Here is a 15,138-nt window from a genome sequence, read left to right as displayed (position 1 = left end):
TTAGCCTGGTATGTTTTTTAATTTAAGTAAGCAACATATTAGTCGATTATTCGGGCTTTACCATGGCTGAAATAATTTGATTTACCTCGCAAAAATTTGAAATTATCCCTTTGGTTCACGTTACAATTTCGCGCACGCAAAAACTGTTATTCATTATTTACGGAGTTCCTCCATGCGTTTTTCGCTTAAAACCACCGCATGTATGTTGGCTGTTTCCCTGGCAAGTCTGCCCTGGGGAGCCGCTAACGCCTGGGAAAAGGATAAAACTTACGACATCACGATCCTGCACACCAACGATCATCACGGCCGCTTTTGGCAAAACGATCGCGGCGAATACGGCCTGAGCGCCCAGAAAACGCTGGTTGACAGTATTCGCCAGGAGGTTGCGGCGCAGGGCGGTAGCCTATTGCTGCTTTCGGGCGGGGATATTAACACCGGGGTGCCGGAGTCTGATTTGCAGGATGCCGAGCCGGATTTCCGCGGTATGAAACTGATCGGCTACGACGCCATGGCGTTGGGGAACCATGAGTTCGATAACCCACTGAGCGTGCTGCGTCAGCAGGAGAAATGGGCCGGCTTCCCGCTGCTTTCCGCCAATATTTACCAGAAAAGCACCCAGCAACGGCTGTTTAAACCCTATGCGCTGTTTGATAAGCAGGGGGTGAAAATCGCGGTCATCGGGCTGACGACGGACGATACCGCCAAACTGGGCAACCCGGAATATTTTACCGATATCGAATTCCATGCGCCGGCGGCCGAGGCGAAACGGGTGGTGGAACAGCTGCGTGAACAGGAAAAACCGGATGTGATCATAGCGGCGACCCATATGGGCCACTACGACAACGGCCAACATGGCTCCAATGCGCCGGGGGACGTGGAAATGGCGCGCAGCCTGCCGGCCGGCTACCTGGATATGATTGTCGGCGGCCATTCGCAAAACCCGGTATGCATGGCCAGCGAGAACCATAAGCAGGTGGACTATGTGCCGGGAACCCCGTGCGCGCCGGATCGCCAGAACGGCACCTGGATTGTTCAGGCGCATGAATGGGGCAAGTACGTTGGGCGCGCCGATTTCCAGTTCCGCAATGGCGAACTGAAGCTGGTGCATTATCAACTGATCCCGGTCAACCTGAAGAAAAAGGTGGAGCAGGCGGGCGGCAGCCAGTTTGCCTATTACACCCACGAGATCCCGCAGGATACGGGGATGTTGAAACTGCTGACGCCGTTCCAGGACAAAGGCACCGTGCAGTTGAAGCAGACGATTGGCCACGTTAACGGCCGGCTGGAAGGGGACCGCAGCAAAGTGCGCTTTGAGCAGACTAATCTGGCACACCTGATTTTGGCGGCCCAGAAAGAGCGTGCTAACGCAGATTTCGCCATCATCAGCGGCGGCGGGGTGCGCGATTCCATCGACGCTGGCGACATTACCTACAAGGATGTGCTGAAGGTACAGCCGTTTGGCAACACGCTGGTGTATATCGATATGCCAGGCCGCGATCTGGAGAAATACCTGGCGGTAGCGGCCAACATGAAGCCGGACTCAGGCGCCTACGCGCAGTTTATCGATGTGAGCCTGATCGCCGACGGCAAGGGCGTGAGCGCGGTGAAAATCAACGGTGAACCTTTGCAGGCGGATAAAACCTATCGTATGGCGATGCTGAATTTTATCGCGTTGGGGGGCGATGGCTACCCACGGATTGATTCACTGCCGGGCTACGTGAATACCGGTTTTATCGATGCGGAAGTGCTCAAGCAGTATATTGAAAAACACTCACCGCTGGATGCGGCGGCCTATGCGCCGCAGGGCGAGATCGTTTACCGTTAAGCACAAGAAAGCCACCCGGCGCTGCCAGGCGCCGGGTTTATGCCAGCGCCGGGGTTAGTCCCGTTTGGCAATGTCGGCAAATGAAGCGGCCAGTAGGCGGCCCAAATCGCTGGCGGCCAGCTCAATGTCCAGGCCGCGTTTACCGCCGGAGACAAAGATGGTGGCGAATTGCTGCGCCGGGCTGTCGATCACCGTGGGCAGCCGTTTCTTTTGCCCAAGCGGGCTGATGCCGCCCACCAGATAGCCGGTGACGCGCTGCGCCAGCGTGGGATCGGCCATCTCCGCCTTTTTAGCGCCTAACGCCTTGGCGACTTTCTTTAAATCCAACTGGCTGGCGACCGGCGTGACGGCGACCGCGAGCTTTTTGGCATCGCCATTGAGCGCGACCAGCAGCGTTTTATAAACCTGGTTGGCGTTCAGCCCCAGCTTTTTGACCACTTCATCACCAAAGTTGGTTTCGTCGCTGTCATGGTGATAGGTGTGGAGAGTAAATGCGACTTTTTGTTTTTCAAGCAGGACAACTGCGGGTGTCATAGTGTGTTTTCCCAAATATATCCCGAAGGACAAGTTGCAACACGGAGCAACAAAATTACCTAATACGGCCCTGAAACAACCGGCGAATGCGTCCGCCCGGTTGTTACCCCATCAATTGTAACCGCCCGGCGGTTTCAATACGAATGACTAGCATATCAAAAATGCCGCGTTGACTGGCCAATAGCCATATTGGCCCTTTTTTACTGCGCTTGCAGCATCGCCGGCAGATTGTCTTCGCCGTACAGGTGCAGCGCGCCTACGGCGACCACGTATTTACCCGGCGGCAGCGCCTGCAACTGCTGTTGCCAGGCGCGGTTGCGCTGGTGCATCAGCACGTCAAACAGGCCGGCGCTAAAGGTGGCGGGCAGGCGCTCCTGCATACTGCCCGGCCTGGCATCCAGCCACCAGCCGATCATGGTTTGCAGCAGGCGGGCATTGGTATGCCAGTGCTCCAGGGTATCGCGCAGCAGTGCGATACCGCCTTCCGGCAATTGTTCCAGCATGTTGAGTTGTTGATCTGCGCCTTCCAGCTCGATCACCGTTTTCTGCTGTTCTCTGGCCGCCCGCAACAGTTGGTAATCAATGCCGTATTCCCCGCGTAGCCCCAGCCTTTGCGCCTGGCGCGCCTGCATCATCAGCGCCACTTGCCAGGCGGGAAGGGTGGAAAACGTCTCTACGCTGGTTCCCAGCTCCTGGCACAATGCCTGCAACTGCTGGAACTCCGCGCCAGACAGGCGTTGTGCCAGTTCCGGCGCCGTATCGGCGTGATCGAACGGCGATGCGGCTTCGGTGATGTCGGCCTCGACGATCAGCGCATCGGCCTGTTTCAGGTGCGCGAGCAGCCTGGCCGGCAGCGGCGCCATATCCACCGTGCCCATATGGATGCTGCCCACCAGGTGCAGTTGGCGATCGCCCGGCAGCGTGATATCCAGCGCCGGGTAGGGGTAGGCCATCGGGGAAATAATGCCAAGGAAAGCGGCAATGCGGCGTAACAGTTGACCCATACAGCGGCTCCTGGTTAACGTTTACACCATGCTAAACGCTATCCACTGGACAAGAAAGCCTTTAGGGTGAATGAATTATCCTATCTCCCGGCGAGATTATGCTTTGGGTTTAAAACGCAGTAGCCGGTTGGCGTTGCTGACCACGGTAATGGACGATAGCGCCATGGCCGCGCCGGCGACCACCGGGCTAAGCAGCGTGCCGGTCAGTGGGTATAACACGCCGGCGGCAATCGGGATGCCCAGAATGTTATAGATAAATGCCCCCAGCAGGTTCTGCTTCATGTTGCGCAGCGTGGCTTTGGCCAATATCAGGGCGTCGGCCACGCCGTTGAGACTGTGGCGCATCAGGGTGATCGCCGCGGTTTCAATGGCGATATCGCTGCCGCCGCCCATGGCGATGCCAACGTCGGCCTGCGCCAGCGCCGGGGCGTCGTTGATGCCGTCGCCGATCATCGCCACGCGCTGGCCCTTGGCCTGCAACTGCTTTATGGCTTCGGCCTTGCCCTCCGGCAGTACGCCGGCAATCACGCGATCGATACCGGCTTCTTTGGCAATGGTATTGGCGGTAACGGGGTTATCGCCGGTCAACATCACCAATTGGTAGCCCATTTGATGCAAACGTTGCAGCGCGGCGACGCTGTCATCGCGCAGCGGATCGCGGATGGCGAACAGCGCCGCCGGTTTGCCATCCACCGCCAGCACCACTGGCGTGATGCCGCGTTCAGCCTGCTGCTGCATTGGCCCCTCCAGTTCCGCGGTGTTGATCTGGTTATCCTGCAACAGGCGGGCATTGCCCAACAGCAGCCTCGCACCGTCAACATCGCCGCTGATGCCGCTGCCGCGCAGCGTGCGCAACCGTTGTGCCACCGGCAGCGCCTGGTTGCCGGCGTGGGCGACGATAGCCCGGGCCAGCGGGTGATTGGCCCCCTGTTCCAACGCCGCCGCCCAGCGGATAGCCTGTTCCTGGCTCACCTGATTGAAGGTCTGCACTTCAACAACGCGCGGCTGCCCTTCCGTCAGGGTGCCGGTTTTATCGAACACCAGCGTATCGAGCCGGCTGGCCTGTTGCAGCGCATCGGCATCGCGCACCAGCACGCCGAATTCCGCCGCCCGGCCGACGCCGGCGATGACCGACATGGGCGTTGCCAGCCCCAGCGCGCATGGGCAGGCGATGATCAGCACCGTAGTGGCGATCACCAGCGTATACGCCAGGTTTGGCTGCGGGCCAAAGAAGAACCAGATCGCCGCGCTGAACAGCGCCACGGCCACCACCGCCGGCACGAACACCGCCGAGATGCGATCGGCGAGCTGGCCGATCGCCGGTTTACTGCTTTGCGCCAGCCGCACCAGTTTAATGATGCGCGCCAGCGTGGTATGGCTGCCGATTGCCGCCGCGCGAAACAGCACGCTGCCGTCTTCCACCAGGGTGCCGGCGTGAACCTTATCGCCAACGCCTTTTTGCTGCGGCACCGCCTCGCCGGTGAGCATCGCTTCATCCAGCCAGGCTTCGCCCTGCACGATCTCGCCGTCCACCGGCACGCGATCGCCGGTGACCAGCCGCAGCGTCATGCCGAGTTGCACGTCGGCCAATGGCAGCGGCTTTTCGCCTTCGTCGCTGATCCAGCGCGCCACCGGTGGCGTTAAATCCAGCAGCCGCTCAAGCGCCTGGGAAGCACGCTGCCGCGCCCCTTGCTCCAGCGCATGGCCCAGGTTGATTAACCCGATGATCATTGCGCTGGCTTCATAGTACAGGTGGCGCGCTTCCATCGGGAAGCTTGCAGGCCAGAGCGTGACGCCAAACGAGTACAGCCAGGCCGCCCCAGTGCCGAGCGCCACCAGCGTATCCATCGTGGCGCTGCCGTTGCGTAATGCCCGCCAGGCGTTGCGGTAGAAATGGCCGCCGGCGAAAATCATCACCAGCAACGTGATTATGCCTACCAGCAGCCAGGGGCGCTGGCTGTTTGGCGTGAGCGCCATGCTGCCGCCGAACAACCCCCAGGCCATCAAGGGGATCCCGAGCGCCAGGCCGAGCGCCGCTTGCCAGCGGAAACGTTTCATCGCCGCCTGGGCCGTTTGCTGTTGGCGCTCGCGCCGGGCGGTTTCATCAGCCAGAATTTCAGCGCCATAGCCGGCTTTTTCCACGGCGGCGATCAGCCGCTGGGGATCGGGGCGGCCGCTGACCAGCGCACTGCGTTCCGCCAGATTGACCCGCGCCTGTTCCACACCCGGCACGCTTTGCAACGCTTTCTGGACTTTGTTGACGCAACTGGCGCAGCTCATACCGCTCAATAACAGCTGCAGGCTGTTTTCTTCATCTTGTTCTGCCGGAAGGGGAACCTGAGCCGCTGTCTGCGTTTCCGGCATGGATGGCACTGCATCAGCCAGCGGCTCAGTTTTTGGGTGTGTGGCCCCGGCCAGGCTGGCCTGGTAGCCCGCTTGCTCGACGGCTTCAATCAGCGTTTGCGCCCCGGCATCGCCATATACTTTGGCTTTATCGAGGGTCACGTCGGCGGCAACCACGCCCGGCACGGCTTCCAGCACTTTACGGGTGGCGCCGACGCAGTGCATGCAGCTGAGGCCGGCTAGCTGGAGCTCGGTATCCGCCTGTTGCGCCAGCGTGGCCTGATAGCCAGCGGCGATGACGCTGTCGATCAACGCCTGGCTAGGCGCGCTGCCGGTAACTTTTGCATAATGAACATCTACCTGCGCCTGTTCGACATCGGCGCGGCTTTCCAGAGCTTGCTTTACCCGCTGGGCACAGTTCATGCAGGATAATCCCTGCAGCGACAGCACTGTGGTTTGTGACATGGTTTGGCTCCTCGCTGACGGGCCTTGTTCAAGGCTTGACCGTCATGACAATTTTCATTAAGAATGAGGTTAAACCTTCCTGCAAGGGGAAGGTCAAGGGGGGAAGATGAATATCAGTGAGGTTGCCAAAAAAACCGGCTTGACCAGCAAGGCCATCCGTTTTTACGAAGAAAAAGGGTTGCTGACCGCACCGCTGCGCGCCGGCAATGGCTACCGCTGCTATGGTTCGAAACAGATTGAAGAACTGACGTTACTGCGCCAGGCGCGCCAGGTGGGCTTCACGCTGGATGAATGCCGTGAGCTGGTGGCGCTGTTTAACGATCCCAAACGCCACAGCGCCGATGTGAAGGCGCGCACGCTGCAAAAAGTCGCGGAAATTGAAAAGCACATGCAGGAACTGGATGGTATGCGTCAACGTTTATTGGCGCTGGCGGAGCAATGCCCCGGCGATGAAGGGGCGGAGTGCCCCATTATTAATAACCTGGCTGGTTGCTGCCACTAGAAAGCCCATCTGGCAGGCGCAATGGCCGTGCGCTCCCCAAGACGGGCACGGTTTAACGCGGCACTTTGCTGATGATAAGCGTGGTGCCTTCCACCGCCACCACTTCAACCTCGGTGCCCACCGGGTAGTCCTCACCGGCCTGCGCGCGCCAACTGCCGTCACCAATGTTCACGCGCCCCAGGCCGTTGGACACGGGCTCTGTCAGCGTGGCGCGAAAGCCGATCAGGCTGCGGCCGCGCTGGTTTAGGGGCGAAACCGTCTGGTTTTTCGCCGTCTGGCGCCGCAGCCAGGCCCACCACAACCAGGCGACCACCACGGTCAGCACCGCAAAGATAATGCCTTGCCAATCCCAGCCGAGCAGCGGCCACAGCCAGGCAATGGCGCCGGTCACCATCGCCGCCACGCCGCTCCATAGCAGGTAACCACCGGCGCCGAGCATCTCGGCCGCCAACAACAGGCCGCCGAGCGAGAGCCAGAACCCGTGTGGATTCATGGCGATGCTGGCGATGATGTTCATTTCCCTTTGCTCTCTTTCAACAACTCCGCAATGCCGCCAATGGAACCCAACAGATTGCTGGCATCCAGCGGCATCATGATCACTTTGCTGTTGTTGGCGGAGCCGATATTTTGCAGCGCTTCGGTATATTTCTGCGCCACGAAATAGTTGATCGCCTGAATGTTGCCGCCGGCGATCGCGTCGGAAACCAACTGGGTGGCGCGGGCTTCAGCTTCGGCGGCGCGTTCGCGGGCCTCTGCCTGCAGAAAAGCAGATTGGCGTTCACCTTCAGCCTTCAGGATTTGCGACTGTTTTTCCCCTTCGGCGCGCAGGATGGCCGCCTGGCGCACCCCTTCGGCTTCGAGAATATCCGCGCGTTTGGTACGTTCGGCCTTCATCTGGGCATTCATTGAGGCAATCAGCTCCGCCGGCGGGCGCACATCGCGGATCTCGATGCGGGTGATTTTTACCCCCCACGGGTTGGTGGCCTCATCGACGATATGCAGCAGGCGGGTGTTGATGCTGTCGCGTTGCGAGAGCATTTCGTCCAGCTCCATGGAACCCAAAACTGTGCGGAAATTCGTCATCGTCAGGTTAACAATGGCCTGTTCCAGATTGCTGACTTCATAAGCGGCGCGCGCCGGATCGATAACCTGAATAAAACACACCGCGTCGATTGCCACATTGGCATTGTCGCGCGAGATGACTTCCTGCGAAGGGATATCCAGCACCTGTTCCATCATATTGATTTTACGCCCGACGCGATCCATAAACGGCACCACCAGGTTCAGGCCGGGCATCAGAGTTTTGGTATAGCGGCCGAAGCGTTCCACGGTCCATTGAAAACCTTGCGGCACAATTTTTACGCCGGCAAAGACGACGATCAGAGCGACAACGATAATAATCGGGATAACGGTAATCATGGCATAACCTCCTGTCAGGCATCTGTACCTGATAGTACGCCAGCGGTAAGGGGAATTGCCAATTATTCACCGTTATTACGCTGGAATCATGCCAAATGGGCATGAATTCAATAATTTTAATTCATTTCATGCCCTTGCCGCGCTTGGCTACAGTAAAAGGTAGCGTCGTTTTCTCTTTAAAAAAATTGTCATTTCAATTTGCGACAATGAGGTTTGGAATGGCGGGCAGAGCAAGGATTGTTATGAACTCGGTCAGTGTCGAACAACTCACGCACAAGAAAGATCGCTGGTATCAGATCGTTGAGAATATGCTCAGCGAAGCCGGCATTGCCATTAATGGTAATAATGCATGCGATATTCAGGTGCACAATCCTGAATTATTCAAACGGGTGCTGCAGGAAGGCTCGCTCGGTTTTGGCGAAAGTTATATGGATGGCTGGTGGGATTGCGAACGGCTGGACATTCTGTTCACCCAGATCCTGCGTGCCGGAATTGATGAACGGCTGCCGAAAAACATGGCGGATATCGCCCGCATCCTTTATGCCCGGTTGTTTAACCGCCAGTCCCGCCGGCGCGCCTGGCAGGTGGGGAAAGAGCATTACGATATCGGTAACGATCTGTTCGCCCGCATGTTGGATCCCTACATGCAGTATTCATGCGGTTACTGGAAGGATGCCACGACGCTGGAGCAGGCGCAGCAGAACAAGCTGAAAATGATCTGTGAAAAGCTGCAATTGAAACCGGGCATGTCGCTGCTGGATATTGGCTGCGGTTGGGGCGGCCTGGCTCAGTATGCGGCGCAGAATTACGGCGTTTCCGTGTATGGCGTGACGATCTCCGCCGAGCAGCAGAAACTGGCGCAGCAGCGCTGCGAAGGGCTGGATGTTCAGATCTTGCTACAGGATTACCGTGACCTGGAGCGGCAGTTTGACCGCATTGTCTCGGTGGGCATGTTTGAACACGTGGGGCCTAAAAACTACAACACCTATTTCACCGTGGCGGCGCGGAACCTGAAGCCAAACGGTTTGTTCCTGCTGCACACCATCGGCTCCAACCAGACCGATTTGAACGTTGATTCCTGGATCGACAAATACATTTTCCCCAACGGGTGCCTGCCTTCGGTACAGCATATCGCTCAGGCGAGTGAAGGGCGGTTTATCATGGAAGACTGGCATAACATTGGGGCGGACTATGATCGGACGCTGATGGCATGGTATGAAAATTTCCGCCAGGCCTGGCCCGCGCTGGAAGGCCGCTATTCGGCGCGCTTTGAACGCATGTTCAGCTATTATCTGAATGCCTGCGCCGGTGCGTTCCGGTCACGTAATATTCAGCTGTGGCAGGTATTGTTCAGCCCGAGCGGTGTGCCGGGCGGTGTGCGGGTTTACCGCTAAGCGTAAGGCTAGGAGTGGGGAAGGGTTCACCCTCACCCCGGCCCTCTCCCAGTGGGAGAGGGGGTGCATATGGGGGGCAAATCAATACAGCAGGGAGTAGAGCTGGCGGCGGAATTTGGCGGCCAGCGCATCGCCGGTGCCGAGCGCGGCCATAATATCCATCAGCGTCTTGCGCGCATTACCGTTGGCTGCGGCCAGGTTTTTTCTCAGATGCTCCATCAACAGCGTTAATGCTTCTTCGTTGCGCCCAACCTGATGCAACTGCAGCGCAAGCTGGATGGCCAGTTCCACGTTGTCAGGCTGTTGCTGCACTTGCTGCTGCAACTGTTGGATCTCCGGGGTGTCCGCTGCCTGTTTCAGCAGTTCAATCTGCGCCACCAGGCCCTGATAGCGGGTATCCTGATCCTGCAGCGGGATGGTCGCCAGCACCGCTTCGGCGTCTTCCGTGCGGTTCAAGGCGATCTGTGCTTCCGCCAGCGCCAGGCCGATATCGCTGCGCTGGTTGCTGATCTGCCACGCATCTTTCAGCAGCGGCAGCGCTTCCTGCGCCTGCCCTTCGGCAAGCAGCGCCGTTGCCTGCTCTAGTTTGAGATCTTCTTCCTTCGGCAAAAAACGCTGCAGCAAATCGCGAATAGCCTCTTCCGGCTGCGGGCCCTGGAAGCCGTCTACCGGCTGGCCGTCTTTAAACAGATAAACCGTTGGAATCGAGCGCAAGCCAAACTGCGAGGCGATCATCTGCTCGGCGTCGCAATCCACTTTTGCCAAAATAAACTGCCCGGCATACTCGGCCGCCAGTTTGTCCAGCACCGGAGTAAGCTGCTGGCAGTGTTGGCTGCGTTCGGACCAGAAGTAAAACAGCACCGGAACCGACATGGATTGATCCAGCGTCTGGTGCAGGTTGGTTTCGTTAATATCAACAACGGCTTGAGTTAGCATGTATTTTCTCTCTGAAACTTTCGGAGCCAATAAAGGCTACGTGGGGGCAGGGGCCAGCATCTTCAACCCCCGGCGCGAATATAGGGGCGAAACGCCGTTGCCGATGGGGCGCTTAGCCGTTGCTGCGCAGCAGCCAGTCAAGCGCCCGGCCAGGAAGAATACGGCGCAGTATGCTGAGCGCATGGGCGATCAGCGTCACTGGGTAGCGCAATTTGGGCCGTGGGCTTTCCAGCGCATGGCGCAGTTTGGGCAGGATGGCTTCCGGCGGCAGCGTCAGACGTTTGGCGATGCCGGGGTTATGCACCGGTTTATCGCGCAGCGCCTGGTTCACGTTCTGGCTGAAATGGGTGGCGATTGGGCCGGGCTCGATCAGGCTCACCGTGATGCCGCTGCCGTGCAGCTCCATGCGCAGCGCGTCCGACCAGGCCTCCAGCGCGAATTTGCTGGCGGCGTAGGCGCCGCGCCCGGCGCTGGCCACCAGCCCCATTACCGAACTGGTCTGGATAATGCGCCCTTCGCCGTGCGGCAGCATGGCGGGCAGCAGCAGTTGGGTCAGTTGGTGGGTGCCGAACAGGTTGGTGGCGAACTGTTTTTCCAACTGGGCGCGGGAAATACTGCTTAGCGGGCCGTAAACGCCAAAGCCGCCGTTATTGAACAGGCCATATAACCGGCCGCCGGTCAGTTCGATCACCTGGCTGGCTGCGCGCTCAACGCTGGCGCTGTCGTCCAGATCCAACTCAATGCCCTCCAGCCCAAGCTGGCGCATGTTTTCCACGTCCTGTGGCTTACGGCAGGCTGCCAGCACGCGATAGCCGCGGTTACGCAGATCCTGCGCCGCTATCAAGCCGATCCCGCTGGAACAGCCGGTTATTAATACCGCTTTTTGCATAACTTTACCTACCGTACGGCCTTATTTAATGAGACTCATGTTTTACTAAGGGTTCCAGGCGCTCTGCCATCCAGGCAGCGATAAACGGCTGGGCATCCTGATTGGGATGCAATCCATCATCCTGCATCCATTCCGGTTTAATCACCACCTGTTCCATAAAGAACGGTAGCAGCGGAATGTTGAACTGCCCGGCAAGCTGCGGGTAAATGGCGCTGAAAGCGTCAGTATAGCGCTTGCCGTAGTTGGGCGGGATGCGAATCTGCATCAGCAGCGGCTGGGCGCCGGCCTGCTGGATCAGCGTGATGATTTGGCTGAGCTGCTGTTGAATATCGGGCGCCGGAAAGCCGCGCAGGCCATCGTTGGCGCCCAGCTCAACCAGCACCCAGCGTGGCTGGTGCTGCTTTAGCAGCGCCGGCAGGCGCGCCAGCCCTTGGGCGCTGGTGTCGCCGCTGATGCTGGCGTTAACCACCTGTGGGCTACCTGGCTGTTTCTGCCAGCGGGCGGCCAACTGCGTCGGCCAGGCCTGCGCCACCGGCAGGCGGTAGCCGGCGCTTAAACTGTCGCCCAAAATCAATAGGGTATCTGCGGCGGCAGCGCGTAAACTGAATAATCCCAACAGCAAAAGGAAGGGAAGATGCCAGCGGAAAACGTTCTTGAAGTTCATCATCTTAGTAAACACGTTGGTGAGGGGGAACATCGGCTCACCATACTTACCGGTGTCGAGCTGGTTGTCAAACCCGCGCAGACCATCGCCCTGATTGGCGAGTCCGGCTCCGGCAAATCGACGCTGCTGGGCATTCTGGCCGGGCTGGACGACGGCAGCGCCGGCGAAGTGCGTCTGCTGGGGGAAAATCTGCCCGCGTTGGATGAAGAAAAACGTGCGGCGCTGCGCGCCAGGGATGTGGGGTTTGTCTTTCAGTCGTTCATGCTGGTGCCGACGCTCAGCGCGCTGGAGAACGTGCAGTTGCCCGCATTGTTGCGCGGCGAGAGTGAACGCCAAAGCCGCGAGCAGGCGGTGCAACTGCTGGAGCAACTGGGCCTGGGCAAGCGCTTGGGCCACCTGCCGGCGCAGCTGTCCGGCGGCGAGCAGCAGCGGGTTGCGCTTGCCAGGGCCTTCAGTGGCCGGCCGCGGGTGCTGTTTGCTGATGAACCTACTGGCAACCTGGATCGCCAGACCGGCGTGCGCATTGCCGATTTGCTGTTTTCCCTCAACCGCGATTTTGATACCACGCTCATCCTGGTCACCCACGACGAAACGCTGGCGGCGCGCTGCCAGCGGCGGCTGCGCTTGCGTGAAGGCAAGCTGTGGGAGGAAGCATGATTTGGCGCTGGTTCTGGCGTGAATGGCGCTCGCCTTCGCTGCTGATTGTCTGGCTGGCGCTGACGCTGTCGGTGGCCTGTGTGCTGGCGCTGGGCAGCATCAGCGATCGTATGAACAAAGGGTTAAGCCAGCAAAGCCGGGATTTTATCGCCGGCGATCGGGTTCTGCGCACGGCGCGCCCGGTGCCGGAAGGCTGGATCCTGGATGCGCAGCAGCAGGGGCTGCAGGTGAGCCGCCAGTTGTCCTTCACCACCATGACCTATGCCGGCGATCGTCCGCAACTGGCGCAGGTAAAAGCGACCGATTTGGCCTATCCGTTATACGGCACGCTGGAAACGCGCCCGGCCAATGTGAAGCTGGAGCCGGGCACGGTGCTGGTGGCGCCGCGTTTGTTGGCGCTGCTGAATGTGAAAGTGGGCGATAATCTGGATGTGGGCGATACCACGCTGCGCATCGCCGGGGAAATTATTCAGGAGCCAGACTCTGGCTTTAACCCGTTCCAGACGGCGCCGCGCATCATCATCAACCTGGCGGACGTGGATAAAACCGGCGCGGTGCAGCCCGGCAGCCGTTTGACCTATCGCTATATGTTCGCCGGCGCGGCGGAGGATATCCAACGCTATGAAGATCGCCTGGTGCCGCAGCTTACGCCGGGGCAGCGTTGGTACGGGCTGGAGGATTCCGGCAGTGCGCTGGGCAAATCACTGCAGCGCTCGCAGCATTTTCTGTTGATGTCCGCGCTGTTGACGCTGCTGTTGTCGATCGCCGCCGTGGCGGTGGCGATGAGCCATTATTGCCGTAGCCGTTACGATCTGATCGCGGTGTTAAAAACCCTTGGGGCTGGGCGCAAGTCGCTGCGGCGCCTGATTGCCGGCCAGTGGCTGGCGGTGTTGGTGCTGGCCGGGGTTTGCGGCAGCGTCATTGGCTTGGCGTTTGAGGCGTTGCTGATCCGCCTGTTGGCGCCGGTGCTGCCGGGGGAATTGCCCGCCGCCAGCGCCTGGCCCTGGCTATGGTCGATCGGCGCGTTGGTGATGATTTCACTGCTGGTGGGGCTGCGGCCATACCGCCAATTGCTGGCGACGCAGCCGCTGCGGGTATTGCGGCGTGATGTGGTGGCCAACGTGTGGCCGCTGCGTTATTTCCTGCCGGCGGCCTTGCTGATTGTGGTGTTGCTGTTGGCGGCGCTGATGGGCGCCAGCACGCTGCTGTGGTCAATATTGGCTGGGATCGTGGTCCTCGCGTTGCTGTTGGGCACTATCGGCTGGGGCAGCCTGATGGTGCTGCGGCGTATTACGCTGAAAAAACTGGCGCTGCGGCTGGCGGTCAACCGACTGTTGCACCAGCCGTGGGTGACGATCAGCCAGCTTGGGGCGTTTTCGCTGTCGTTTATGCTGTTGGCGCTGCTGCTGGTGATGCGCGGCGATATGCTCGATCGCTGGCAGCAACAGTTGCCGCCGGGCACGCCGAACTACTTCCTGTTGAACATGAATGATGCGCAGGTGCCCCAGGTGAAGGCATTCCTGGCGCAGCATAAGGTGCATGAGGAAACCTTCTACCCGATTGTTCGCGTGCGGCTGGCTGAAATTAACCAACAGGCGGCGACGGAACGGGTGCATGAAGACGATCCGGGCGGCGAAGCGGTGAACCGCGAATTGAACCTGACCTGGCTGGCGGCGTTGCCGGACCACAACCCGCTGTTGGCCGGCACCTGGCCGCCGAAGGCCGGGGAAGTGTCGATGGAGCAGGGCGTAGCCAAGCGCCTGAATGTCAAACTGGGGGATACGCTGACCTTTAGCGGCGATACCCAGACATTCAGCGCCAAAGTCACCAGCCTGCGGCAGGTGGACTGGGAAAGCCTGAAGCCGAACTTCTACTTTATTTTCCCGCCGGGTGGGCTGGACGGCCAGCCGCAAACCTGGCTGACCAGTTTCCGTTACGATGGCGACGGCAGCATGCTGACCCAGCTTAACCGCCAGTTCCCGTCGCTCAGCCTGATGGATGTGGGGTCGATCCTGCAACAAATCGGCGGCGTGTTGCAGCAGGTGAGCCGTGCGCTGGAGGTGATGGTGGTGTTGGTGGTTATCTGCGGGGGATTATTGCTGTTGGCTCAGGTGCAGGTGGGGATGCGCCAGCGGCGGCAGGAATTGGTGGTTTACCGGACGCTGGGCGCCGGTAAGCGCCTGCTGCGCGGCACGCTTTGGTGCGAATTTGCGCTGTTGGGGCTGGGGGCCGGTATTGCCGCCGCGCTGGGTGCGGAAGCTGCGCTGTGGCTGCTGCAAAGCCGGGTGTTTGACTTCCCCTGGGAGCCGACCGTATTGCTGTGGTGGGCGTTGCCGCTGTTCAGTGCGCTGTTGCTTTCGCTGTGCGGCGGTTGGTTGGGTGTGCGTTTGCTGCGCGGCAAGGCGCTGTTTCGCAATTACGAAGGGTGATTGCGCGCGATAGCCTGAAACGTGCGTTCCCGCTTTCTGGCGCTGGCTTGCCTCTCTCCCTTTGGGAAAGGGGCAAG

Annotated in this window: 13 protein-coding genes; 5 read left to right on the top strand and 8 right to left on the bottom strand. The window is 59.6% G+C overall.

What is annotated here, in order from left to right:
- The first annotated feature begins 172 nt into the window (after positions 1-172).
- Positions 173-1,825 carry a bifunctional UDP-sugar hydrolase/5'-nucleotidase UshA gene (gene ushA / locus ACN28Q_RS06315; protein ID WP_095845560.1) on the top strand — a complete coding sequence of 551 codons (1,653 nt, stop codon included), beginning with the start codon at positions 173-175 and terminating at the stop codon, positions 1,823-1,825.
- 54 nt (positions 1,826-1,879) lie between these two features.
- Here the strand turns inward: ushA and ybaK are convergent, their stop codons facing one another.
- The 3 genes from ybaK to copA form a co-directional block, all read right to left on the bottom strand.
- Complete coding sequence (gene ybaK / locus ACN28Q_RS06310; RefSeq protein ID WP_095845559.1) at positions 1,880-2,359, bottom strand: Cys-tRNA(Pro)/Cys-tRNA(Cys) deacylase YbaK; 480 nt, start codon at positions 2,357-2,359, stop codon at positions 1,880-1,882.
- Between the two features lie 200 nt (positions 2,360-2,559).
- Positions 2,560-3,363 (bottom strand): TraB/GumN family protein, encoded by an 804-nt coding sequence (locus ACN28Q_RS06305; RefSeq protein WP_095845558.1) that lies wholly within the window; start codon positions 3,361-3,363, stop codon positions 2,560-2,562.
- A gap of 96 nt (positions 3,364-3,459) precedes the next feature.
- On the bottom strand, positions 3,460-6,171 hold the full coding sequence (gene copA / locus ACN28Q_RS06300; RefSeq protein ID WP_095845557.1) for a copper-exporting P-type ATPase CopA: 2,712 nt from the start codon (positions 6,169-6,171) through the stop codon (positions 3,460-3,462).
- 106 nt (positions 6,172-6,277) lie between these two features.
- Between copA and cueR the strand changes: the two genes are divergently transcribed.
- Positions 6,278-6,673, top strand: coding sequence for a Cu(I)-responsive transcriptional regulator (gene cueR, locus ACN28Q_RS06295; protein WP_095845556.1), 396 nt, complete (start codon positions 6,278-6,280; stop codon positions 6,671-6,673).
- 52 nt (positions 6,674-6,725) lie between these two features.
- Here the strand turns inward: cueR and ACN28Q_RS06290 are convergent, their stop codons facing one another.
- Positions 6,726-7,190, bottom strand: a complete 465-nt coding sequence (locus ACN28Q_RS06290; RefSeq protein WP_413541228.1) for an NfeD family protein — start codon at positions 7,188-7,190, stop codon at positions 6,726-6,728.
- Complete coding sequence (locus ACN28Q_RS06285; RefSeq protein WP_095845555.1) at positions 7,187-8,092, bottom strand: SPFH domain-containing protein; 906 nt, start codon at positions 8,090-8,092, stop codon at positions 7,187-7,189. Before ACN28Q_RS06285 ends, ACN28Q_RS06290 begins: the two co-directional genes overlap by 4 nt.
- 242 nt (positions 8,093-8,334) lie before the next feature.
- Between ACN28Q_RS06285 and cfa the strand changes: the two genes are divergently transcribed.
- Positions 8,335-9,486 carry a cyclopropane fatty acyl phospholipid synthase gene (cfa, locus tag ACN28Q_RS06280; protein ID WP_095845554.1) on the top strand — a complete coding sequence of 384 codons (1,152 nt, stop codon included), beginning with the start codon at positions 8,335-8,337 and terminating at the stop codon, positions 9,484-9,486.
- Positions 9,487-9,567: 81 nt separating this feature from the next.
- Here the strand turns inward: cfa and ACN28Q_RS06275 are convergent, their stop codons facing one another.
- The 3 genes from ACN28Q_RS06275 to tesA all read right to left on the bottom strand — a co-directional run bounded on the left by ACN28Q_RS06275 (position 9,568) and on the right by tesA (position 11,975).
- Positions 9,568-10,422 (bottom strand): co-chaperone YbbN, encoded by an 855-nt coding sequence (locus tag ACN28Q_RS06275; protein WP_095845553.1) that lies wholly within the window; start codon positions 10,420-10,422, stop codon positions 9,568-9,570.
- 112 nt (positions 10,423-10,534) lie between these two features.
- A complete protein-coding gene (locus ACN28Q_RS06270) occupies positions 10,535-11,311 on the bottom strand; it encodes an SDR family oxidoreductase (RefSeq protein ID WP_095845552.1) in 777 nt (258 codons plus the stop codon).
- 25 nt (positions 11,312-11,336) lie between these two features.
- Positions 11,337-11,975: a multifunctional acyl-CoA thioesterase I/protease I/lysophospholipase L1 gene (gene tesA, locus ACN28Q_RS06265; protein ID WP_165907008.1), complete on the bottom strand. Its 639-nt coding sequence runs from the start codon at positions 11,973-11,975 to the stop codon at positions 11,337-11,339.
- Between tesA and ybbA the strand changes: the two genes are divergently transcribed.
- Positions 11,946-12,632 (top strand): putative ABC transporter ATP-binding protein YbbA, encoded by a 687-nt coding sequence (ybbA, locus tag ACN28Q_RS06260; protein ID WP_095848937.1) that lies wholly within the window; start codon positions 11,946-11,948, stop codon positions 12,630-12,632. The genes tesA and ybbA overlap by 30 nt on opposite strands.
- Positions 12,629-15,061, top strand: coding sequence for a putative ABC transporter permease subunit YbbP (gene ybbP, locus ACN28Q_RS06255; RefSeq protein WP_095845551.1), 2,433 nt, complete (start codon positions 12,629-12,631; stop codon positions 15,059-15,061). Before ybbA ends, ybbP begins: the two co-directional genes overlap by 4 nt.
- Positions 15,062-15,138 lie beyond the last annotated feature (77 nt).

Origin of the sequence: Gibbsiella quercinecans (assembly GCF_002291425.1) — a bacterium.
In the GTDB taxonomy this organism is placed as follows: domain Bacteria; phylum Pseudomonadota; class Gammaproteobacteria; order Enterobacterales; family Enterobacteriaceae; genus Gibbsiella; species Gibbsiella quercinecans.
The sequence above is the reverse complement of the archived record's forward strand: the minus strand, read 5'-3'. Positions and strand labels throughout refer to the sequence as shown.